The organism is Campylobacter sp. P0085 (genome assembly GCF_002139495.1).
Taxonomy (GTDB): Bacteria; Campylobacterota; Campylobacteria; order Campylobacterales; family Campylobacteraceae; genus Campylobacter; species Campylobacter devanensis.
The window spans coordinates 334,235-355,665 of the sequence record NZ_MJKB01000001.1; the positions used below are offsets into that span (position 1 = coordinate 334,235).

At 32.4% G+C, this 21,431-nt stretch carries 20 protein-coding genes and 1 tRNA gene; 17 read left to right on the forward strand and 4 right to left on the reverse strand.

The features are described 5' to 3' along the window. Window positions 1–128 precede the first annotated feature (128 nt). The 16 genes from CIGNP85_RS01730 to CIGNP85_RS01805 all read left to right on the forward strand — a co-directional run bounded on the left by CIGNP85_RS01730 (window position 129) and on the right by CIGNP85_RS01805 (window position 13,596). Window positions 129–986 carry an NAD(+) kinase gene (locus CIGNP85_RS01730; protein ID WP_086286725.1) on the forward strand — a complete coding sequence of 286 codons (858 nt, stop codon included), beginning with the start codon at window positions 129–131 and terminating at the stop codon, window positions 984–986. Further along, the gene (locus CIGNP85_RS01735; RefSeq protein ID WP_086286726.1) at window positions 983–2,503 is read left to right on the forward strand and encodes an AAA family ATPase; all 1,521 of its coding nucleotides are present in this window, start codon (window positions 983–985) and stop codon (window positions 2,501–2,503) included. The genes CIGNP85_RS01730 and CIGNP85_RS01735 overlap by 4 nt, the downstream gene beginning before the upstream one ends. Before the next feature lie 64 nt (window positions 2,504–2,567). Continuing rightward, complete coding sequence (locus tag CIGNP85_RS01740) at window positions 2,568–3,791, forward strand: GGDEF domain-containing response regulator (protein ID WP_086286727.1); 1,224 nt, start codon at window positions 2,568–2,570, stop codon at window positions 3,789–3,791. Beyond that, window positions 3,788–4,549, forward strand: coding sequence for a TatD family hydrolase (locus CIGNP85_RS01745; protein ID WP_086226443.1), 762 nt, complete (start codon window positions 3,788–3,790; stop codon window positions 4,547–4,549). The genes CIGNP85_RS01740 and CIGNP85_RS01745 overlap by 4 nt, the downstream gene beginning before the upstream one ends. Before the next feature lie 8 nt (window positions 4,550–4,557). Next, window positions 4,558–5,754, forward strand: coding sequence for a lytic transglycosylase domain-containing protein (locus CIGNP85_RS01750; RefSeq protein WP_086233330.1), 1,197 nt, complete (start codon window positions 4,558–4,560; stop codon window positions 5,752–5,754). Beyond that, the gene (locus tag CIGNP85_RS01755; protein WP_439097829.1) at window positions 5,738–6,565 is read left to right on the forward strand and encodes a septal ring lytic transglycosylase RlpA family protein; all 828 of its coding nucleotides are present in this window, start codon (window positions 5,738–5,740) and stop codon (window positions 6,563–6,565) included. The genes CIGNP85_RS01750 and CIGNP85_RS01755 overlap by 17 nt, the downstream gene beginning before the upstream one ends. 8 nt (window positions 6,566–6,573) lie before the next feature. Beyond that, on the forward strand, window positions 6,574–7,146 hold the full coding sequence (hisB, locus tag CIGNP85_RS01760) for an imidazoleglycerol-phosphate dehydratase HisB (RefSeq protein ID WP_086224186.1): 573 nt from the start codon (window positions 6,574–6,576) through the stop codon (window positions 7,144–7,146). Further along, window positions 7,143–7,631, forward strand: coding sequence for a KdsC family phosphatase (locus CIGNP85_RS01765; protein ID WP_086243823.1), 489 nt, complete (start codon window positions 7,143–7,145; stop codon window positions 7,629–7,631). The genes hisB and CIGNP85_RS01765 overlap by 4 nt, the downstream gene beginning before the upstream one ends. Then, a complete protein-coding gene (locus CIGNP85_RS01770) occupies window positions 7,610–8,137 on the forward strand; it encodes a hypothetical protein (protein ID WP_141081037.1) in 528 nt (175 codons plus the stop codon). The genes CIGNP85_RS01765 and CIGNP85_RS01770 overlap by 22 nt, the downstream gene beginning before the upstream one ends. Further along, the gene (locus CIGNP85_RS01775) at window positions 8,122–8,595 is read left to right on the forward strand and encodes an LptA/OstA family protein (RefSeq protein WP_236844743.1); all 474 of its coding nucleotides are present in this window, start codon (window positions 8,122–8,124) and stop codon (window positions 8,593–8,595) included. Before CIGNP85_RS01770 ends, CIGNP85_RS01775 begins: the two co-directional genes overlap by 16 nt. Next, window positions 8,592–9,188 (forward strand): ribosome biogenesis GTP-binding protein YihA/YsxC, encoded by a 597-nt coding sequence (yihA, locus tag CIGNP85_RS01780; protein ID WP_086252593.1) that lies wholly within the window; start codon window positions 8,592–8,594, stop codon window positions 9,186–9,188. Before CIGNP85_RS01775 ends, yihA begins: the two co-directional genes overlap by 4 nt. Then, complete coding sequence (locus tag CIGNP85_RS01785; protein WP_086286728.1) at window positions 9,185–9,643, forward strand: N-acetyltransferase; 459 nt, start codon at window positions 9,185–9,187, stop codon at window positions 9,641–9,643. The genes yihA and CIGNP85_RS01785 overlap by 4 nt, the downstream gene beginning before the upstream one ends. Next, on the forward strand, window positions 9,610–10,098 hold the full coding sequence (locus CIGNP85_RS01790) for a hypothetical protein (RefSeq protein ID WP_236845538.1): 489 nt from the start codon (window positions 9,610–9,612) through the stop codon (window positions 10,096–10,098). Before CIGNP85_RS01785 ends, CIGNP85_RS01790 begins: the two co-directional genes overlap by 34 nt. Further along, window positions 10,095–11,906 carry a penicillin-binding protein 2 gene (gene mrdA / locus CIGNP85_RS01795; RefSeq protein WP_086227843.1) on the forward strand — a complete coding sequence of 604 codons (1,812 nt, stop codon included), beginning with the start codon at window positions 10,095–10,097 and terminating at the stop codon, window positions 11,904–11,906. Before CIGNP85_RS01790 ends, mrdA begins: the two co-directional genes overlap by 4 nt. 9 nt (window positions 11,907–11,915) lie before the next feature. Further along, window positions 11,916–13,427, forward strand: a complete 1,512-nt coding sequence (gene putP, locus CIGNP85_RS01800) for a sodium/proline symporter PutP (RefSeq protein ID WP_086286729.1) — start codon at window positions 11,916–11,918, stop codon at window positions 13,425–13,427. A 92-nt stretch (window positions 13,428–13,519) separates the two neighbouring features. Further along, window positions 13,520–13,596 (forward strand) — tRNA-Ile (locus tag CIGNP85_RS01805). Between the two features lie 329 nt (window positions 13,597–13,925). On the opposite strand, the gene CIGNP85_RS01810 is transcribed toward CIGNP85_RS01805, so the two are convergent. The 4 genes from CIGNP85_RS01810 to CIGNP85_RS01825 form a co-directional block, all read right to left on the reverse strand. Further along, window positions 13,926–14,777: a hypothetical protein gene (locus tag CIGNP85_RS01810; protein WP_086229456.1), complete on the reverse strand. Its 852-nt coding sequence runs from the start codon at window positions 14,775–14,777 to the stop codon at window positions 13,926–13,928. Between the two features lie 13 nt (window positions 14,778–14,790). Continuing rightward, window positions 14,791–16,614 (reverse strand): site-specific DNA-methyltransferase, encoded by a 1,824-nt coding sequence (locus CIGNP85_RS01815; RefSeq protein ID WP_086286730.1) that lies wholly within the window; start codon window positions 16,612–16,614, stop codon window positions 14,791–14,793. Further along, window positions 16,604–19,492 carry a restriction endonuclease gene (locus CIGNP85_RS01820; protein WP_086286731.1) on the reverse strand — a complete coding sequence of 963 codons (2,889 nt, stop codon included), beginning with the start codon at window positions 19,490–19,492 and terminating at the stop codon, window positions 16,604–16,606. Before CIGNP85_RS01820 ends, CIGNP85_RS01815 begins: the two co-directional genes overlap by 11 nt. 260 nt (window positions 19,493–19,752) lie before the next feature. Then, window positions 19,753–20,970 (reverse strand): ammonium transporter, encoded by a 1,218-nt coding sequence (locus CIGNP85_RS01825; protein ID WP_086267579.1) that lies wholly within the window; start codon window positions 20,968–20,970, stop codon window positions 19,753–19,755. Between the two features lie 235 nt (window positions 20,971–21,205). Between CIGNP85_RS01825 and CIGNP85_RS01830 the strand changes: the two genes are divergently transcribed. Continuing rightward, a partial coding sequence (locus CIGNP85_RS01830) for a flagellin N-terminal helical domain-containing protein (RefSeq protein WP_442861926.1) occupies window positions 21,206–21,431 on the forward strand: 226 nt, incomplete at its 3' end.

Consider the following 21,431-nt stretch of genomic DNA (forward strand, 5'->3'; position numbering starts at 1 on the left):
TGGAGTAATGTAAGAAAACCCAACTCTAAAACTAACAAGTACTCGCTTTGATAAGTAGATATAATTTATATTTTGAGATACTTTATATTATATTTTTTTGTGTAGAATTTGGCTTTTAGGGGAGAGTTATGTCTAAAATTCATAAAAATTTAAATACTATAGCAATTACAACTAGAGATCCAATAGAGCAAAAAGATGCGTTATTAAAGATTATAAAGATTATAAAAAGTCGCTCAATTGATGTGATATTTGAGTCTCATGTGGCTCAAAGTATATCATTAGAAGGTTATGAATTTAGTGAGTTAATCAAAAGAGCAAAGGTTATAGTCTCGCTTGGTGGCGATGGTAATTTCATAGCTACTTGCAGGAGAGCAGCGCAAAGCGAGGCTTATATATATGGGGTTCATACTGGGCATTTGGGATTTTTGACTGATTCTACCTTGGATGGATTTGGTGGATTTTTAGATCAATTTTTGGCTGGAATTTATGATATTGAACGCCCATATATGCTTAGGGCAAATTTCAATAAAAATGGCAAAATAACTACAAAATTAGCCTTTAATGATATAGTTTTAATGCGTAAAAAAATAGATACTACATCGCATATTGATGCGTTTTTAAACTCAAAGCATTTTAATTCATATTTTGGTGATGGGGTGATAATTAGCTCTGCGATGGGTTCAACTGCGTATAATATGAGCGCTGGAGGGCCTATTATCCATCCTTTGTGTGATGCTTATAGCGTTACGCCGATATGCTCTCATAGCCTTACTCAAAGGCCGCTTGTCTTGCCTAGGGAGTTTAGGCTGGAATTTAGAAGTAATGATGATGTGGTGGTGCTAATAGATGGGCAAGATAGATTTGATTTGATTGAATTTGATAGTGTGGATATCGGCGTGAGTGATATTAGAGTGAATTTGCTAAGACAAAAGGGGCGGGACTATTTTGGTGTATTAAAAGAGAAATTAAGATGGGGTCAGCAGTGATAGAGAGAATTTATCTTAAAGATTATTTAAGTTTTAATGAATTAGAGCTTAAATTTGGCTCTGGGCTTAGTGTATTTACTGGTGTGAGTGGTGCTGGAAAGAGCGTTTTGATGGGGGCGATATTAAGCGTTTTTGGCTACAAAGATAGTGATGCTAGACTAATTGAAGCTGATGTAGAGTGTAAGTTAGGATTAGATGAGTTTGGGATTGAAGAAGAGAGCATAAACTGCTTTAAACTCTTAAAAGATAAGAGTACAAGATACTTTATAAATAATCAATCAATATCGAAAAAAAATTTAAATTTAGTTGCTAGTCGCCATTTAAAATATCTAAGCGCTAGAGATATTACAGAGTTTGAAAATAGTAGATTGCTTGGGCTTTTGGATATTTTAGCTAGTAAAAAATCTAAAAATCATAATCAGAATTTAATCAAATTTAAAGAGAAATTTAGTGAATTTTTGAGCGTTAAAAAAGATCTAGATAAGATAAATGAAGAGGAAAAAAAGATCGATGAGCTTAGAGATTTTGCCAAATTTGAGATAGAAAAGATCGAGCAAGTTTCTCCTAAGGTAGGAGAATTCGAAGAGCTTAATGCTATTAAAAAACGCCTTAGTAAAAAAGATAAAATAGAAGAGGCTTGGAATAAAGCTGAAGCGATATTTGCCTATGAGAAGGCAGTAATGGATGCTTTGCATATTAGCGAGATTGATAGTGGATTTTTTAGTGATGCTTTAAATGAGCTTAAAATAGCTAGAAGTAGCGTGGATTTTGATGAGTTTGAAGGATTGGACATTGAGGAGATTTTAGATCGCATAGAGAGTCTAAATGCTCTAATAAAACGATATGGAAGTATAGAAGAGTGTCTAGAGATATTAAAAAAAAGAAAGAGTGAATTAGCCCATTATGAAAATATAGAGTTTCAAAAATCTGATTTAGTATCTAAATTTACAAAATTATCAAATGAGCTTAAAAGCTCTTCAGAAGCTATAACAAAAGAGCGTTTTAAAGCTATAAAAGAGTTAGAAACTATGATAAATAGCTATTTAAAAGATCTATATATGAATAAGATTGATATGGATTTAAATAGTAAAAATTTAGATATAAATGGTGCTGATTTAGTAGATATAAATTTAAATAGTTCAAATTTAAAAACTCTAAGTAGTGGAGAGATAAATCGTTTAAGATTAGCTTTTATTGCTAGTGAAGCTAAGATTAGCGGTCTTGGTGGTGGAGTGTTAATCCTTGATGAAATAGACGCTAATCTAAGTGGCAAAGAGGCTATGAGTATAGCAAATGTATTGATAGAACTATCAAGCTTATATCAAATTTTTGCTATTTCACATCAGCCTCAACTTAGCTCAAAAGCCCATCATCACTTTTTAGTACAAAAAGATATAAAAGGCTCTACTGCAAAAGAGTTAAATATGGATGAAAGAGTAATGGAGTTATCGCGTATGATAAGTGGTGAAAGTATAACGCAAGAGGCGACTGAATTTGCTAAGAAGTTATTGCTTTAATGAGTGTTAAAGTCTAATTTGAGTATAATCAAGGCTTTGAATATTAAATTAAGATGGGGTTATCATGCGTGAGAGAGTCCTTATAGTCGAGGATAATAAAGCTTTAGCTAAGCTAATAGCCAAAAAGATGAACGCACATGTTGATATGGATATCGTAGTAACACATAGTTACGCAGAGGCGATTGAGGCTATTGAGGAAAATGATGACTTTTTTATTGCTTTACTTGATATTAATTTACCTGATGCACCAGATGGTGAAGTGGTTGATTATGTACTATCTAAAAATATCTTAGCTATTATTTTAACTGGTAGTGTAGATGAGAATTTAAAAAAGCTCTTTATGCAAAAAAATATTGTTGATTATGTAGTAAAAGATAATCTTGATGCGATTAATTATATCTTTGAAACAATTAATAGACTATGTAGAAATCGTAGCTATAAGGTTATGATAGTCGAGCCGTCTATGAGCGTGAGAAATCAGCTAAAAGAGATTTTAAATTCGCAACTTTATAAAGTTTTTACTGCAGCACATGGCGAGGAGGCGTTAAATTATTTAGAGGATAATCCAGATATTAAACTAATTTTAACAGCCTATAATATGCCAGTTATCAATGGATTTGATTTAATGCGTCAAATTCGCCAAAATAAAAATAAAAATCATCTAGGCCTAATCGTAGTAGCAGCTAGCGATAACGATGTGGCGGCAAAATTTCTAAAAAATGGTGCAAATGATTTTATCTCTGTGCCTTTTAGTAAAGAGGAGATTATATATAGAGTAGATAGCAATCTAAAAGCTATGCAAGATGAGATTAATATCGAACTATATAAAAAATATGACCCATTAACAAAGTTATTTAATAGGCGTTATTTTTTTAATTATGTAAAAAATTTAGCAGAGCGAAAAGTAGAATTTAGCATCGCAATTATTGATATTGATGGATTAAGAGATATAAATGCTAAATTTGGCTTTGATCTATGCGATAGAGTTATAGCGCATGTGGCATCTATGCTTAGAAATGAGCTAAAGGGAATGATTGTAGCACGCCTTAGCGGTGGTGAATTTGGTGTGATTTTAGATAAAGTTAGCTTTGATGAAAGTGTAAGAATTATGGCGCAAATTAGATCAAAGGTTGCAAATTTAGTAGTCGCCTCAGCTATTCGCCCAACTATTTCAGTAGGAGTTTGTCTTTTTGATAATTCGCTCAAAATTGATCAAGCAATAAATATAGGATATAAAGCTTTAACAAAAGCAAAATTAAATGGTAAAAATAGGGTAGAAATTTTATGATTATAGATACACATTGTCATCTAGATGATGCTAGATTTGATGATATTAGTAGCGTAATAAAAAGTGCATTTGATAGCGGAGTGCAAAAGATTATAATTCCAGGAGCAGATATAAATGATCTGCCAAAAGCGTTAGAAATAGCAAATTCAAATGAAAATATATACTTTGCTGCTGGAGTGCATCCATATGAAATCGATGGGTATGATATAGATATTTTGCGTAAATTTGCTAAAGAGTCAAAATGTATAGCTATAGGCGAGTGTGGACTAGACTATTTTAGACTACCAGCAACAGATATAGATAGTTATAAAGCCAAACAAAAAGAGGCTTTTATCAGTCAAATTGAATTAGCCGTGGAGCTTGGTTTGCCGCTTATTGTGCATATTAGAGATGCAAACGAGGATAGTCTAAAAATTTTAAAAGAGTACGAAAGTAGGCTAGTTGGCGGAGTTTTGCATTGTTTTAATGCTAGTCCTATCTTGCTTGAATTAAGCAGTAAATTTTATTATGGAATAGGTGGCGTTTTAACTTTTAAAAATGGAAAAAAATTAGTTGAAATTTTACCTAAGATTCCGCTTGATAGACTTGTGCTTGAAACTGATGCGCCATATCTTACTCCTGAACCTCACAGGGGTAAGAGAAATGAGCCAGCATTTACGACATATGTAGCTGATAAAATGGCTGATATTTTAGGACTTAGCAGGAGCGATGTTGAGAGTATTACAACGCAAAATGCAAATAGATTATTTGGAATTTAAGGAGAGAGATGAGAATATTTGCCATAGTTTTATTTATACTTTTAAGCTGTAGTTGCTCATTTGGGTTTATGGTTTCAGATGATAATTTTCAAAAAGAAATTAGGGTATTAAAAGAGCTTGATATTGACCCAAAATATATAAACGATGAGCATTTTTTACTACTTAAAAATGTTCGAATGGATATGACAAAGAAAGAATTTATAAATACAATAACTAAAGAGTATAAGCATGCTGCTATAATAAAAGATGTCTTAAAAGAGCGAAATGCTCCAAATTTTTTATTATATTTAGCTATTGTAGAATCTAAGTTATCAAATAGAGCAACCTCTGGAGCTAAAGCAGCTGGAATTTGGCAGTTTATCCCTAGTACTGCAAAGCTGCATAATTTAGAAGTTGATAAGTATGTAGATGAAAGACGAGATCCATTGCAAGCTACACATGCCGCTATTGATTATTTAGAAAGATTAAAAGATAGGTTTGGCAAGTGGTATCTAGCTATTTTAGCTTACAATGCAGGAGAGGGAAAATTAAGCAAAGCTATAAAATTAGCTGGAAGTGATGATATAATGGTGCTTTTAAACCCAAAGAAAAAGTACCTTTCGTTAGAAAGCAGAGATTATCTACGTAAAATTATAATGATGGCATATGTGGCAAATGATAGTGATTTTCTAATCTCAAAAGATAGTTCAATGCTAAATTCAGCTACATATATAGGGATTAAAAGAGTTGAAATTCCAGGTGGAACTAGCTTAAGAGATGTGGCTGTATCTATCGGATTTAGTTTAGAAAATCTTAGCAAATATAATACTCATTTAAGATACAGCTTTACTCCGCCAAATAGGGAGACTTATTATATTTATATCCCAACAATTAAAAAAGAGGAGTTTGCCGCTAATTATAAAGAGGGGTCAAAGAGTAAAATTTATAATACTAAAAAAGGTGATACTTTTGAAATTATTGCTAAAAAGTTAAATATTAAAGCAAGCGATATTAAAGAGTATAATAATATAAGTAAGATAAAATCAAACTATAAACTTGCCGTCCCAGCAAATGCTAAAACAATCTATGAGTATCAGGTTAAAAAGGGTGATACACTTGGAATGATTTCACGTAAATTTGGCGTAGAAGTAGATGAAATTATAAAGGCAAATAGCAAAACAAATATGAAATTAGCAATAGGAGAAAATCTTGTCATACCTCACTAAATTATCAGTCATAGTGCTAGCAGGTGCATTATTTAGCGGATGTTCTACAAAGAGTATTCCACACTACTCAGGTTCGGGGTATTCAGGTGGCTATTTAGGCTCAGGATATGGTTCAAACTACTCAGGTTCAGATTTTGAAACTATACAAAATGGTGGTGCTAGCAATCAAGAATCTACAATGAGACCATATACAATAAATGGTAAAACATATTACCCAACAGTAGTAGAAGTAGGTGATACAGCTACAGGTATTGCTAGCTGGTATGGACCAAATTTTCATGGCAAAAAAACAAGCAATGGCGAAACATATAATATGCATGCTCTAACTGCAGCTCATAAAACCTTGCCAATGAATACAATGGTTAAAGTTACAAGTTTAAAAAATGGCAAAACAACCACAGTAAGAATAAATGACAGAGGACCATTTGTAGCTGGTAGGGTTATTGATTTATCTAAAGCCGCAGCTTTAGAAATTGCTATGATTGCTGATGGAACAGTTCCAGTAAAGCTTGAAGTTATAGGATTTTACGGACAGGTTGAGACTCCGGCTAATAAAACGGCTAAAACCCACACATATACAGGCGGTAATTTTATGGTGCAAATTGGCGCATTTAGACGCCTTGCTGGAGCAAATACCTATAAAACTCAATATAATAATACAAACGGAATTTATAAAACAACAGTTCGTGAGTATAGTTTAAATGGTGAGCCAATTTATAGGGTATTTTTAACAGGATTTAGAAGCGAAGCTGAAGCTCGTGATTTCATATCTAGTGGTCAGTTTAAAGGCGCGTTTATAGCTAGAGATTAGGAAATATAATGATAAAAAAACAAAGAAAAACAAAAGAGACTGATATTAGTTTAGAGCTTGAAATTTATGGAAGCGGTAATAGCGATATAGATACTGGTATTGGGTTTTTTGATCATATGTTAACTGCATTTGCAAAACACTCTTTAATGGATATTAAGCTTTATTGCAAAGGAGATTTACATATAGATGATCACCACAGCGTAGAAGATTGCGGTATCGTACTAGGTCAAGCTATCAAGGAAGCTCTATATCCGCTTGGTAGCGTGGAGAGATACGGCAATGCAGTTGTAGTTATGGATGAGGCTGCTGTGGAGTGTGCTTTGGATCTATCTAATAGACCTTTTTTGGTCTATGAATCGCAGATGAATCCAAAGATTGGGAACTTTGATAGTGAGCTTGTAGAGGAGTTTTTTAGAGCACTTGCAATGAATTCAAGCATTACCTTGCACATAATCAAGCAAAGAGGCACAAACTCTCACCATATAGCAGAAGCTACATTTAAGGCTTTTGCTGTGGCATTTCGTAGGGCTGTGGCTAAAAATGATAAGATAGGAATTCCAAGCACCAAAGGCGTATTATGATAGAGATAATATTTTTAGATGTTGATGGATGTATGAGTGATGGTGGTCTTTATAAGACTAATTTATCTGATGAATTTAAAAGATTTGATGTAAAAGATGGATTTGCCATACAACAGTGGAATCGTATGGGTAAAATTTCGGCCATAATTACAGGTAAAAGCTCTCAAATCGTAGCTGATAGAGCTAAAGAGCTAGAGGTTAAGTATTGTTTTCAAGGTGTAAGCGATAAACTTGCTAAGGCTAAAGAGATTTTAGAATTAGAAGGACTAAGCTTAGAAAATGCAGCTGCTATTGGTGATGATTTAAATGATATGAAATTGTTAAAAAATGTAGCTATTAGTTTTGCGCCAAATGATGCTTTTGAAGCGCTTACTCCAGATATAAAATTAAGTAAAAATGGTGGTCATGGTGCAGTTAGAGAGATGATAGAAATTATCATTGATAGAGAAAATTTACGTGATGAGTGGATTGGGCGTTGGCTATAAAAATTTTTTATTTTGTTGTGGCTCTTTTTAGTATGAGCGTAGTGGCGTTAATGCTACAAAACCCATATGAAACTAGTCTGCAAAGTAACAGTATAAAGGTAGCAAATATGCAAGCAGATGGAGTGATAAGCTATGAGATAAATGCTACAAATACATATGCTAAATTTACATCTAAAAGTGTTATAGCCTATGATGATTATAATGAATTTATTCAGCCAAATGTTACCTTTATCCAAAAAGATAGACACAACATCACCTCAAATGAGGCTATTTATAAAGATAATAATATAACATTTTTTGGCGATGTGAGATATCTAAATTTAGATACCAATTTACGCTACAACTCTAGTGAAATTCAGTATCTAATGATGGAGAAAACATTATTAAGCAGTGTCCCATTTGAATTATTGCAAAATAGTGATAAAATAGTAGGAAAAAGCGTGATATATGCACTTGATAGTAATCATATCGTTGCAAAAGGAGTTAAGGGTTGGTTTTACAAATAGTTAAATCTTTTATAGTTGTTGCATTCTTTTATGGTGTAGTAAGTGCAAATCAGGTCGAAGTAAGTGCTGATAGCTTCTATGCTGATGAGAAAGTAGGACTTGGAGAACTTGTAGGTAATGTATTAATTAAAAAAGGTAAAAGCGATACATTAACGGCAAATCGTGTTAAAATTTACTTTGATAAAAATCGAAAACCGCAAAAATATGAGGCAATAAGTGATGCCAAATTTAGTATCTTACTAGATGGTAAAAAGTATAATGGTAGTGGCGATTTACTAACCTATGAGCCAAAAGGGCAAATTTACACCTTAAAAGGTAGTGCATTTTTGCATGAAGTTGATAGCGATAAGAAAATTTTTGGTGATGAAATTATAGTAGATCAGTTAAAAGGTGTTTATAGTGTCAAAAGCAAGGATAAAAAGCCAGTTAAATTTATATTTCAGGTAGAGGATAAATGAGAATCGTAAGTGCTAAGTTTTTACTCTCAGCTCAAGGAGTTGATGATTCTCCTGAGTTTGGTATAAGCGAAGTGGCGTTTTTAGGGCGTAGTAATGTTGGTAAAAGCTCTATTATTAATGCACTAACTAATCACCATGGCTTGGCTAAATCTAGCTCTACACCAGGTAAAACTCAGCTAATTAACTATTTTGAGGTTATAGTCGATAATGGCGAGGATAAGGTTCCATTGATTTTTGTGGATTTACCTGGGTTTGGTTACGCTAAAGTTAGTAAAAGTATGCATAATGCATGGCAAAAAAATCTAGATAAATATTTGCGTGAACGCATTAGTATAAAGGCTTTTATCCATTTGATAGATTCTAGACATGCTGGGCTGCAAAAAGATGAAAATCTTGGTTTGTATCTAAATGAATTTGTTCGACCTGACCAGAATGTATTAAATATTTACACAAAATCAGATAAACTAAATCAGAGTCAAAAGTCAGCTATTTTAAAGATTGATCCAGCTGCGATTTTGGTCTCAAGTAGTAAAAAAATCGGTATAGATAAAGCGACAAAAGCGATATATAATGCAGTATTTGGTGTAAAATGATAGAGTATAAAAAAGCAAGATTAAAAGATATAGCTAGTATGCAGATTTTGGTTCGCCCTGAGATTGAAAATGGGGTGATTTTGCCTAGAAGTGATGATGAGATAGCTACTAATATTCGCTCATATACATTGGCTTTTGATGATGATAGGCTCATTGGATATAGCGCTCTTCATATTCACGCAGCAAATTTAGCTGAGGTTAGAAGCTTGATAGTTGATGGGGTCTATAGAGGCAAAGGCGTAGGTAGTGGACTAGTAAATGCCCTTTTGGACGAGGCTAAAAAGCTTGAGATAACGCAGGTTTTTACTCTTACTTATAGAAGTGAATTTTTTAAAAACTTAGGGTTTGAAGAAATTTCTAAAGAGAAGCTTCCAGCGCAAAAAATTTGGGCCGATTGCATAAAATGCAAACACTTTCCAGTATGCAACGAAATAGCACTAATTCACAATCTCTAAGATTTAGCCTTTTTTGTATATCTGTTATAGGCTATGAGATATTTAGTTTAACATCGCTATTTTTACCATCTCTTATAGGGATATTTTTTGCTTATTTAATAATACTTAGTGATGAGATTGAGCGAACGCTTGGGGTAAAAGATAAAAGATGGTATCTAACTGTAGCCTTTTTATTTTTTGCTGAACAATTAAATGGATTTGAGTTTTGCTCGGTGCTTTTAGCATGGTTGTTATTTTACTATCTTCTTGATGATTGGCTAAAGACAAATATCAAATGGAGAAAGCTATTAATAACTATATATGTATTTTCAGGCTATATTCTTACTTTGGTTATGAGTAATATTGCACTTTATATACTTAATCAGCCTCGCCTTGAGATAAGCTATGAGTATTTGCTATATGCTGCGATAGAATCACTAATAGCACTTGTAATATTTAGAGGGCGGGTGCTATGAGGCTAACTATTGTATATGGAATTATCGTTCTTGTATGGATTATTTTGCTTACTCGTATCTATTATTTAAGTATTAAATCAAATGAGTATTATGAGCAGATTGCCGAAAAAAATGCAATAAAAACTGAAGATATTGCTCCGGTTCGTGGTCAAATTTTAGATAAAAATGGCCAGCCTTTAGCAGTAAATAAATTAGGATTTGAGATCTCTATTAAGCCACATTTAAGACGAAATTTAAAAGTATTAGATGATGAGATAAACTTTATAATCTCAGTGTTTCCAGATTTAAATGCTACAAAGCTAAAAAGAGAGTATATCAAAAACGACTCTCCTTATTCACAAGATTTTGTAAATGTTGTAAATTTTTTAGATTATGATAGAGTTTTACCACATTTTGCTAGGCTAAATTTGCGTGAAAATACCTCGGTAAATCCAGTTTCTATCCGTCATTATCCATTAGGTGAGTTAGCTAGCCATGTTATTGGATATGTTGGTAGGGCAAATTTAAAAGATATAGAGGCAAATCCGCTTTCAAAACTGACTAACTATACAGGTCGTAGTGGAATTGAGCGCTATTATAATGAAATTTTACAAGGAGTAGAAGGTCAAAGAACTACCAAGGTTACTGCACTAAATAAGGTTGTAGAAGAGATTGGTTATATTAAGCCAAGCAGCACTGATATATCTTTAACTATTGATTTGGAATTACAAAAGTACTTATATCAAGCTTTTGATCGTCCAGCTGGTGCGGTAGTAGTTATGGATGGAATTGATGGATCTATTTTAGCAGCAGCAAGCTTGCCAGAGTATGATTTGAATCAATTTGTAACTGGTATTAGTCAAAGCGATTGGAATGAGATGATGAATAATCCAGATCATCCATTTACTAATAAATTAATAAATGCACTATATCCACCTGGAAGTGTTGTAAAGATGGCGATGGGTATGGCATTTTTTGAGAGTGGAAAATATGCGCCAACATCACGGATACTTTGTGATCCATATCTTGAGCTAGGTGATAGAAAATTTAGAAATTGGAAAAATTATGGCTCTGAGATGATGACTATAGTAGAGGCTTTGCGTGATAGCTGTGATACATATTTTTATCGTGGAGCATATAATGTAGGAATTGATATTATGGCGCCAGTTCTTAGACGCTATGGCTTTGGAGTTAAAACTGGAGTTGATTTGCCAAATGAGTATATAGGAATTGTTCCAGATGCTCAGTGGAAAAAGATGAGATTAAATCAGCCATGGTATCAAGGTGATACTATTAATACTAGTATAGGTCAGGGTAGCTTCTTAGCAACCCCTATGCAAGTGGCTAGAGATACGGCAATTTTTGCAATGGGGCATGATGTTACACCGCATTTTATTGGTAGTATCAATGGAGTGCCTCAAGAGTGGCATGCTAGAGATATTTTAAGCCAAAAAGAAAAATCAGCTCTAAAATATATAAGAGAAGGAATGCATGCAGTAGCTAATATTCCAGGCGGTACAGGATTTAGAGTATTAAGCCCATCAAAGGTTACCATAGCGGCTAAATCAGGTACTGCTCAAGTAGTAGGAATTAGTCAAGAAGATAAGGTGCGCATAAAAGAGGTTGATATGGAATATTATGAGCGCTCACATGCATGGATGACAGGATATGCTCCATACGAGAATCCTAGATATATAGTAACTGTATTAGTAGAACATGGTGCAAGCGGCGGAGGTGCGGCTGGACCGATACTTGCTAGAATTTTTGATAAGCTTGCAGATATGGGTTATATAGATGAAAAATATTTAAAGAAAAAAAACAGTAAATAAGGAGAGAATTTGGATTTTACTACCTATTTAGCTATTGGGCTATATTTTGCGGTGCTTTTGGTGATTGGTCGCCTAGCTTATAATAAAAAGTCAAATTTAAATGAGTACTTGCTAGATAATCGCTCTTTAGGGCCATTTATGACCGCATTAAGTGCTGGTGCTAGCGATATGAGTGGTTGGATGCTTCTTGGATTGCCTGGAGCGTTGTATCTAAGTGGAATTTGTAATGCATGGATTGCTATAGGACTTAGCATTGGTGCGTGGGCGAATTATAAGTATTTAGCCAGTAGGCTTAGGGTATATACTGAAATTTCTGGCGATAGCATTACTATTCCTGATTATTTAGAAAATAGATTTAAGGATAAAACAAAAGTCTTACGCATAATTTCAGGAATTTTTATTTTGGTATTCTACACACTTTATGTAAGTAGTGGTATCATCGCAGGAGGCAAGACATTTGATAGCTTTTTTGGTTTAGATTTTACTCTTGGTGCTGCAGTAACTCTATTTATAGTGGTATTTTATACATTTTTTGGCGGATTTAAGGCTGTGTGTCTAACTGATGCATTCCAAGGTATTTTAATGTTTTTAGTGTTGGTCTGTATCCCATTATTAGCATATTTTAGTATTGATATTCCAGAAGGCTCAAGCTTTTTTGCGCTTTTAAATGAGTATAGTCACGCAGCAAATTATGACCATTTAAATATCTTTGCCGGACAGACATTTTTAGGTATTTTGGGGCTTTTGGCTTGGGGATTTGGTTATTTTGGTCAGCCGCATATTATTGTGCGGTTTATGGCTATTAGAGATGCTAAAGAGCTTAGCTCGGCTAGACGCATTGGAATTTCATGGATGGTTATTGGCTTAGTTGGTGCAATGGCTAGTGGGCTTATTGGTTTTGTATATTTTTCGCAAAATGGCAATCCTTTATCCGATCCAGAGACTGTATTTTTAAAGCTTGGTGACACTTTATTTCACCCATTTATTGTAGGTGTGATTATTTCAGCAGTTTTAGCAGCCATTATGAGTACTATATCATCTCAGCTTTTAGTTAGCGCTAGTTCTGTTACTAGGGATTTTATCTTTGCTTTTTATAAACATGATGTAAGCGATAGAACTCAGGTATTGACGGGGCGAATTTCGGTTATAATTGTAGCTGTGATTGCTACAATTATTGGATTTAATTCTAGCGATACAGTACTTGGAGTTGTGGGTAATGCATGGGCTGGATTTGGTGCGAGCTTCGGACCTGTTTTATTATTTAGTCTATATTCACGTCATATGAGCGCCTTATCTGCGCTTGCTGGAATTATAATCGGTGGTGTAACGGTACTTTTATGGATATTATTTGGTCTTTCAAGTATAGTTTATGAATTATTGCCTGCATTCTTGCTATCATCTCTTGTAATCTGGCTGGTAAATCGCTATAACAATATGTTAGAAAGAATGTCGCAAGAGCCAAATTCATCTGTTATTGATGATGAATTTAATAAAATGAGAGATAAACAAAGTCAGCTTTAAAGATAAATTTATCTAGTCTAATTTTAATTTTTAGAGTTGTTTTATATAGATTTAAGGAATTATTCTGTATAATTTCAACTCTTATTTCAAGTGGGTTTATAGCTCAGTTGGTTAGAGCATCCGGCTCATAACCGGATGGTCCCAGGTTCGAGTCCTGGTAAACCCACCAATTAAATTTCTTTCAATCAATCTTTTTTAATTCTGTTTATTTATCTCAAATTCCTATTTTAGGGCTTTATAGTTATTTTTGATTATTTTTAATTTCAGTTGTGATTTAATTATTTCCAAATAATTTGGTAAGTATCTATAAATATGGATAAATCCAAGTGGGATGAAGACTTTGGCTAGAATATCAAATAAATAAATTTAAAAATAGGTGAGTTTAGAGAAGGCATTTATATCGTTATTGGCAATCAGATAAAATCGCTTAGTTTTTATATTTTTATATATACAAAACTACTTTGGCAAATTTAACGATTTAACCCTCTTATTACAAATTCAATCCAAAATCTCCCCAGCAAAATATATCTTAGCGTAAATAAAACTATCAATTTGTGGTGGATTTGCTTCTTTCCAAATATCTTTTGTTATAAGAATTTCCATATCCATAAATTCACTTGAATTCACAGTGATACAATCAACACTACATATAAAAGCTTCAGTCCCGCAAAAATCTAAATCTATTTTTCTTATAGCGTTAATTCTGCCTGTGATAGTATATTCATCTATATCGCTTACATTTTCATCGCCACAAATGCAACTTCGCATTTGATTAGTGTGTAAGATAATGCTTTCACCTATTTTTTTATCAAATATCTTAGCTTCTTCATCAGTTTTGATATCAAAGGTTATCTCTTCATCTTTTAATTCGCAAGCTAAAAAAGCAACACCATAAATTCTAGCTTGAAACTCTTTATTTGGCATATACTTTTCTCTTTGAGATAAAAAATTTGTATCTAAAAATTCTATACTATGATCATCAGATATTTCAAAACCTATTTGCGCATTTACACCATCTTCCCAAACATATATAGTATAAATTTCTGCTTTGTATATAAGCCCTATATTATTAAAAAATGGATAGATAGAAGCCAAAATACTTTGCTCTTCTACTTTTGCTATTTTAATTATTAATCCACTATTTTGGCTTAAATCTTTATAAATAAGACAAGCGCCGTTTTTATATAGATTAGTTATATATCGATCTTTTTTACTCATGTCATTAAGCATTATAGAATCATTGATAAATTTCTCTAAATTCTCTGGATTTTTCTCTAAATCTACCCCTAGTATCTCATTTCTAGAGCCCATATAATGCTCTTTCGTTGTTAGTTCAAAAAAATTTCCCAAAATATCTCCTTTTTTAATACACTACATTTAATCTATCTTTTAAAACGCTTTGTAAATTTAAAAAATCATCTAATTTGATATCGTTATATCCACTTATATAAACAGGCTTATCTGTGGTTGCTTCTAGGCTTTCTAGCACATTTTTATCGTAGCTTATAATATAGTAGCTATCATCAAATTTATAAAGTTTATCTTTGCAAATTTCTTCAGACTTTATATCAATCGTTTTTCCACTTTGAAGAGCTAAATTTAAGGCTTTATCCAAAGGGGTTAAATCTCTGTTTAGATATAATTCTAATGAGCCATCGCTTTTTTGTATAAGAGTATCTTTATCAGTTAAATCATAGACGCAAAATCCTGTGTCTAAATTTGGTTTTTCAAGTTTATTTCCTGCTCTTTTAACTCTTTCAATCGTAATATCGCTAATTACAGGCTCCTTGCTTCCTAGCTCATTTTTACAAAAGTCAAAGGCGGTTTTGCTCTTTTTCTCATCGATCTTTTCATCAAGCTGAACTAGGATAAATTTGCGATTTCCATTATCTTGTGCGTTTTGTGCCATTACAGCGTGAGCGGTAGTGCCACTTCCTGCAAAGAAGTCTAGGATAATGTCGTTTGAATTTGTAGTCATTTTAAGTAATGTTGAAATAAATTTTGTAGACTTTGGATAGCTAAATATTTTATCGCTATCAAATAAATTGATAATATCATTTTTGCCTTCGATACTTCCGCCAAAATCAGTTGTCATACTACGGGGTTTTTTACCATTTAAATTTAAATACTGCTTAAATTGAACACTCCATTTATCTTTAATTTTTATAATTCTAACTTCACCATCTTGATAATTTTTTTTAAATGTTTCTTCTGCTCTAATCCAACCATCTTTTATTAAAGTCCCATCTGGTGCTTTAATCTCATATATTATAGGATTTGTTAAACCTCTTCTTGAAAAAGTATCCCAAAAAAATCTGCCTTTATCATCTATTTCTTTGTATCTTTTAAGATAATCATCATCGTGCTTTAAAAACATTTCATTAGTTAAATTTATATTTTTAGCATAAACCAAACAATATTCGTGTTCTTTTACGATAAATTTAGAGTCACTGCCTCCTCCTACTTTTGATTGCTTAATAAAATCTCCAAGAAAATTCTCTTCCCCAAAAATCTCATCACAAAGCAGTTTTAAATTTGCTTGTTCGTTATCATCAATGCTGATAAATATCACTCCATCATCTTTTAGCAAGTCTCTTGCTAGTTTAAGGCGTGGCAACATAAAGCTAAGCCAACCGCTATGGCTTTTGGTGCTTGTTATGCTAGTGAAAAAATCCATAGCTTCACTTGGCACCTCTGTTTCATTGCCAAATTCATCTACTTCTATTTTGATAAGTCCTGTTTCTATACAAATTTGCTTATAATCTTTTCTAAAATCATCAGGATAGATAAAATCATCATTTTTGGTATTATAAGGTGGGTCTATGTAGATCATTTTTATCTTTTCATAATATGCTGATTTAAGTAGTTTTAGTGCGTCAAGATTATCGCCTTTTATTATTATATTTTGGGCTCTTTTTGTGTTTTTGCTTTTGGTTTCATTAAATTTAAGTTCTTTATCGCAAGGCGTGTTATAAAGGGCATTTGCTAGACCTTTGCCTATCCAGTTTAACTCATAGCCTTTGATATTTTCTTTTACTTTGATATCTAAAAGCATCTTTATAGCGTCAAAATTTACCGCTCCATCGCTATTTATGGTTTGAGGAAATTTGCTTTTTAAGAGTTCATAAAATTCATTTTTTACAGGCTCTTTTATCTTTGCTTCTTTGATTAGGTTTTTATCTATCATTTTGTAGTACCTCTTGTAAAATTTCTATTAATTTTTGTTTGTTTATGCGTGTTTGAAAACTAACTTTAATATCGTTTAAATCACGCTCTAAACTTTCAAAAAATTTCTTAGCGTAATCTATCTTTTTTACTTCATCTGGTGGAATTTGTTCTTTTGTATCATAGCCTTTTGTCTCACAAATAAAAAATATCTTTTTGCCATTTTTGTCTTTTAACAAATAGGCAAAATCAGGCTCATAATCTTTAAAAGGTGTAGGAATGCTAAATTTAGGAAGTTTAGCAAAAACTCTAATTTCAGAGTTTCCCACTTTTTTGATATCTTCAAAGATAACTTCTTCTTCTAATTTTGAGTCCCACACGGCTGTTTCATACAAATACGCACCGCTTGGGGCTTTGTCTTTTGTAATGTATCTGCCTAGTTTGTGTGCTTCTATACTACTTTTAGGCTCACCAAAGCTGTCATATAAGGCATCTTCTATGCTTAAATTTGAGAATTGATTTTGACAAAATTCATAAGATACAGAAGATATAAGGCTAGTGTGTAAGCTATCTTTTATTATATTGTTTAATAGCTCAAATGCTTTTTTGGGATTGTTTTTAATGATATTTTTGTCTAGTTTATTATAAATTTCTACGCAAAAATTTATCGGTAATTTTTGAGCGGTACAAAAATCTTTTAAAAGCTCTAATATTTTTATATTTTTATGAGTTATTTTATCTATTATTTGAGTGTTTTCAGTGATGATTTTATTTTTTTGCGTGTCGTATTTTTTGGTCTCTAAGTAGATTAAATTTGGCTCTATTTTTTGATTGTTAAATTTAGTTACTACGGCGTTTATAAGCTCATCGTTTTTTATATTTTTATAGACGATTTTGGATTTTTTATTTATAGTTTGCCAAAGCTCTTTAAACTCTTGCGCTAAATTTGTCTTTATTTTTATCATTTTTTGGTTTAAATTTTTGTTTATTATTTGACTTGTTTTATTTGGAGAATCTTTGAAAACTTCTAATATAGAATCAAATTTATCTTTTAAAATATTTTTTATAGTTTCGTTATTTTGTATATACTCATAAATCGGTGAAATGATATTATAGCTTTCATTTTCTTCATCAAATTCTAAAATATTATTATCTTCTAAATGGATGAAAAATCTCATTATTTGATTTGAATTTAACTCAAATATATCTAAAATATTTTTATACAAAACGCTACCATTAAAGCTAAAACTAGAATTTATTATCTCATTTTGTAAGCCTTCTATATAGCTTCGCTCACTTCCGCTTACTACCATATCAAGCGAGTTAATATCGTAAAACAAGCTATCATTGTAATTCATAAAGTTGTGCGTAACTCTCTTGCCACTTGTATTTACACAAAGTCTTAGCCCACGGCCGACTTGTTGGTGGCGACTGATATCGCTTGAGCTACTTGCAAGTTTTGTGAGTGTAAAAATATTTGGATTATCCCAGCCTTCTTGTAGTGCCCAAACGCTAAATATAAAACGCAAAGGTGTATCAAAGCTAATGAGCTTTTCTTTTTCTTCTAAGATAAGTCTTATATCTCTTGCTTCTTGGCTCTCTTTGTCTGTGTTTTTTTCGCCTTTACTTGGCTTAGCATCACCGCTAAAATAGCCTTGATGAACGCATAAATTGCCCTCATCATCAAAATCACGCATAAGATAAGCTCTATACTCATCGCTTATATTTTGCTTTAAAATCTCTTCTCTTTTTGCTTTATAAAGCTCTTCAAATTTGGTTTTGATAAAAGGTTTTTCGCCTCTAAAATCATCTATGTTTGGGATAAAAAATAGGCTTAAAGCTTTGATATTTTGAGTAAATAAAAGCTCTTCTTTTTCAAAATGTAAATCTATAGATACTTTTAGCAAATTTGTTATCTCATCTTGGTTTAATCTATAAGATGATTTGGTTTCTATTATATTACCATCGCTTAAATGAGCTCTGTTTTTGGTAACTTTTTGGAGGGTTATGCCACGAAATTTAGAATCAATTAATCCCAAATCATTGCCGTAATGTAAAGTAATTTTTTTGTCTATTCCTGAAACGAAATAAGAAAATATAGCTTTTTTAGCTTTGGTGTTTGCTTCTAGTAAAACAAGATCATCATCTATGCTAGTTATTTGGCTTACTTTTATCTGTTTTACAAGATAGTTTTTAAACGCTGATACGCTATCAAGTATATAGGCCACATTTGATAGTTTAAATTCATCTTCATTTGGAAAAGTCGCACCAAATCTAAAATAGAGCGTATTTAATTTAGAAAAATTCGCACTAAATTTATCGCCCTTTAAAAGATGAGGCTCATCGATAATAGAAATAGGCTTTAAATTTATAATATTTTCAAATACACTTCCATCATTAAATAAATTTTCGCTTCTACGATTTAGGATATTATCCTTTTTATCTATAGCACTATTTGTAAGGATCAAAACTGAAAGCTCATCTTCGTTTTTTATATAGTGATTTATGATAGAAGACTTGCTTTTTGTATCGCTGTAAATGTAGGTTTTGAGATGTTTTTTATAGATATTATAAAAGTAATTTTGAGTAAGCTTGATATTTTGTTTTACTGATTCTAAAATCGCCTTTCTAGGGACGAAAATAATAAATTTATTTTGTTTATAGGTTTTATTTAATTCAAATATCAAATTTAAATATGTAAATGTCTTACCAGTACCAGTCTCCATAAGGATATCTAAATTTAATTTATCGCTAGTAGCTTTATAAGGTAATGGATAATTTTTATAAAATTTTTTTAGGCACTCTTTAAGATTGTCTTGTTCTTTAAAATTAAAATCTTGAAGAATGGCTATAATATTATTTATACACTCTTGCTGAAAATCTTGTCGCTCAAAAATCATCTTCAAACCTTAAAAATATTATAAAATACAAGCTTATTATTTTATAATATTTTTCTTGTATTTTAATTGAAATCTCTAAATTTTAGACTCAAATATGATTAAAACCATATAGTTTAAAGATATATCAAATAGTGTTAATTTATCAGTATTATAAAATCGATATAATTTGATTTAAGAATTTTGGAATTTAATTTCGCAGATTTAGTGGGTTAAATACCATTAATCTGCGAATTTCATAGTAAATAAAGATAGTTTAAACTTTATCTTTTATAAGCGCTCTCGCCGTGTAGGCTAGCATCTAGACCCAGACTCTCATGCTCACTATCTACACGAAGCGGGGTAAAATATGATATAACCTTAAATATCACAAAGCTAATAATAGCCGAAACCCCAAAGCAAACCACAACTCCCATAATCTGCTCTAAAAGCAAATGCGGATTAAAGCTTACAAATAATCCTTCAAATTCAATGCTAGGATTTATCTCTTTAGTAGCAAATAGCCCCACACACAAAGCGCCCCATATACCGCCAAATCCATGCAGTGAAAAGGCGTCTAATGAGTCATCTAGTTTGAGTTTGTATTTGATAACTATCAATCCCCAAAAACAGACAATAGCTGTGCTAGCACCGATTATTATACTAGCTGCTATGCCTACATATCCGCAACCTGGTGTGATACCTACAAGTCCAGCTACTAAGCCACTTAAAGAGCCTAATATGCTAGGTTTTTGTTTGTTTAAAATTTCCATAAATATCCAAGCTATATATCCACTAGAAGCTGAAATAATAGTAACTATAAAGGCATTTACGGCGATTTCATCTACCTTTCCAGCGCTACCTGAGTTAAATCCTAACCAACCTATAAATAGCAAAATACCACCTAAAAAGGCATAAGGTATAGAGTGGGCTTGCTCACTGATATGTGCTATCTCTTTTCTAGCACCCACCATCAAAACGCCAATTAACCCAGCTGTCCCCGCACTGATATGAACGACACCGCCACCAGCAAAATCTAGCCCACCACGAGTTAGTAAAAATCCTTGCTCATCCCAGATCATATGAGCCAAAATAGCATAGACCAAAATACTCCAAAAGATCAAAAATATCGCTAAAACACTAAGCTTCACGCGCCCAACAAGCGATCCTGTGATAACAGCGCTTGCTATTAGGGCAAACATCATTTGATATATCACATTTAGAAGTTGCGGGACTCCATTAGCATTTACGCCTTCAACATTATTTAAAAAAGCAGCCGAAAGATCACCTATAATACCAAGGTAGTCACCCTCATAAGCTAATGAAAAGCCAACAAATATCCAAGTAAATGATACTAATCCAAAGACTATGAAGCAATTCATTATAGTATTTAATGCATTTTTAGCTTGAACTAGTCCAGAATAAAACATTGCTAGTGATGGAGTCATTAGCAAAACTAATAGCGAACAAAGCATTATAAATAGGGTGTTTATCGCATCCATTTATACTCCTTTTTTAAAAATATTTGGCATAATATCAAAAACTCTATAAAAATTTACTTAATTAAGAAATTTTTAATATAAATTTTATGAGATAATTTAAAATTTACTCTAAATTCAATTTTGATTTTCATATATTTGGGTATAAAAATTTAAATTTTTGACAAATTTCAAATTTTGGAACGCACATTGCTTATACCCCATCGAACTTTTAATTTTTTAAGAAAAGGACTTAAAGATGGGTTTTAGAATTAACACAAATGTAGCAGCCTTAAATGCGCATGCTAACTCTGTAGTAAATGATAGAGCACTTACTGGCTCTCTTGGTCGCCTTAGCTCAGGCCTTAGAATTCAAACAGCAGCTGATGATGCATCAGGTATGGCTATTGCTGATAGTCTTCGCTCTCAAGCTAACTCCCTAGGTCAAGCCATATCTAATGGTAATGATGCTGTAGGTATCATTC

Coding starts and splice junctions, on each gene's coding strand:
- CIGNP85_RS01730 (WP_086286725.1), top strand. CDS start 129: ATGTCTAAAATTCATAAAAATTTAAATACTATAGCAATTACAACTAGA.
- CIGNP85_RS01740 (WP_086286727.1), top strand. CDS start 2,568: ATGCGTGAGAGAGTCCTTATAGTCGAGGATAATAAAGCTTTAGCTAAG.
- CIGNP85_RS01745 (WP_086226443.1), top strand. CDS start 3,788: ATGATTATAGATACACATTGTCATCTAGATGATGCTAGATTTGATGAT.
- CIGNP85_RS01750 (WP_086233330.1), top strand. CDS start 4,558: ATGAGAATATTTGCCATAGTTTTATTTATACTTTTAAGCTGTAGTTGC.
- hisB (WP_086224186.1), top strand. CDS start 6,574: ATGATAAAAAAACAAAGAAAAACAAAAGAGACTGATATTAGTTTAGAG.
- CIGNP85_RS01765 (WP_086243823.1), top strand. CDS start 7,143: ATGATAGAGATAATATTTTTAGATGTTGATGGATGTATGAGTGATGGT.
- yihA (WP_086252593.1), top strand. CDS start 8,592: ATGAGAATCGTAAGTGCTAAGTTTTTACTCTCAGCTCAAGGAGTTGAT.
- CIGNP85_RS01785 (WP_086286728.1), top strand. CDS start 9,185: ATGATAGAGTATAAAAAAGCAAGATTAAAAGATATAGCTAGTATGCAG.
- CIGNP85_RS01790 (WP_236845538.1), top strand. CDS start 9,610: ATGCAACGAAATAGCACTAATTCACAATCTCTAAGATTTAGCCTTTTT.
- mrdA (WP_086227843.1), top strand. CDS start 10,095: ATGAGGCTAACTATTGTATATGGAATTATCGTTCTTGTATGGATTATT.
- CIGNP85_RS01815 (WP_086286730.1), bottom strand. CDS start 16,614: ATGATAGATAAAAACCTAATCAAAGAAGCAAAGATAAAAGAGCCTGTA.
- CIGNP85_RS01820 (WP_086286731.1), bottom strand. CDS start 19,492: ATGATTTTTGAGCGACAAGATTTTCAGCAAGAGTGTATAAATAATATT.
- CIGNP85_RS01825 (WP_086267579.1), bottom strand. CDS start 20,970: ATGGATGCGATAAACACCCTATTTATAATGCTTTGTTCGCTATTAGTT.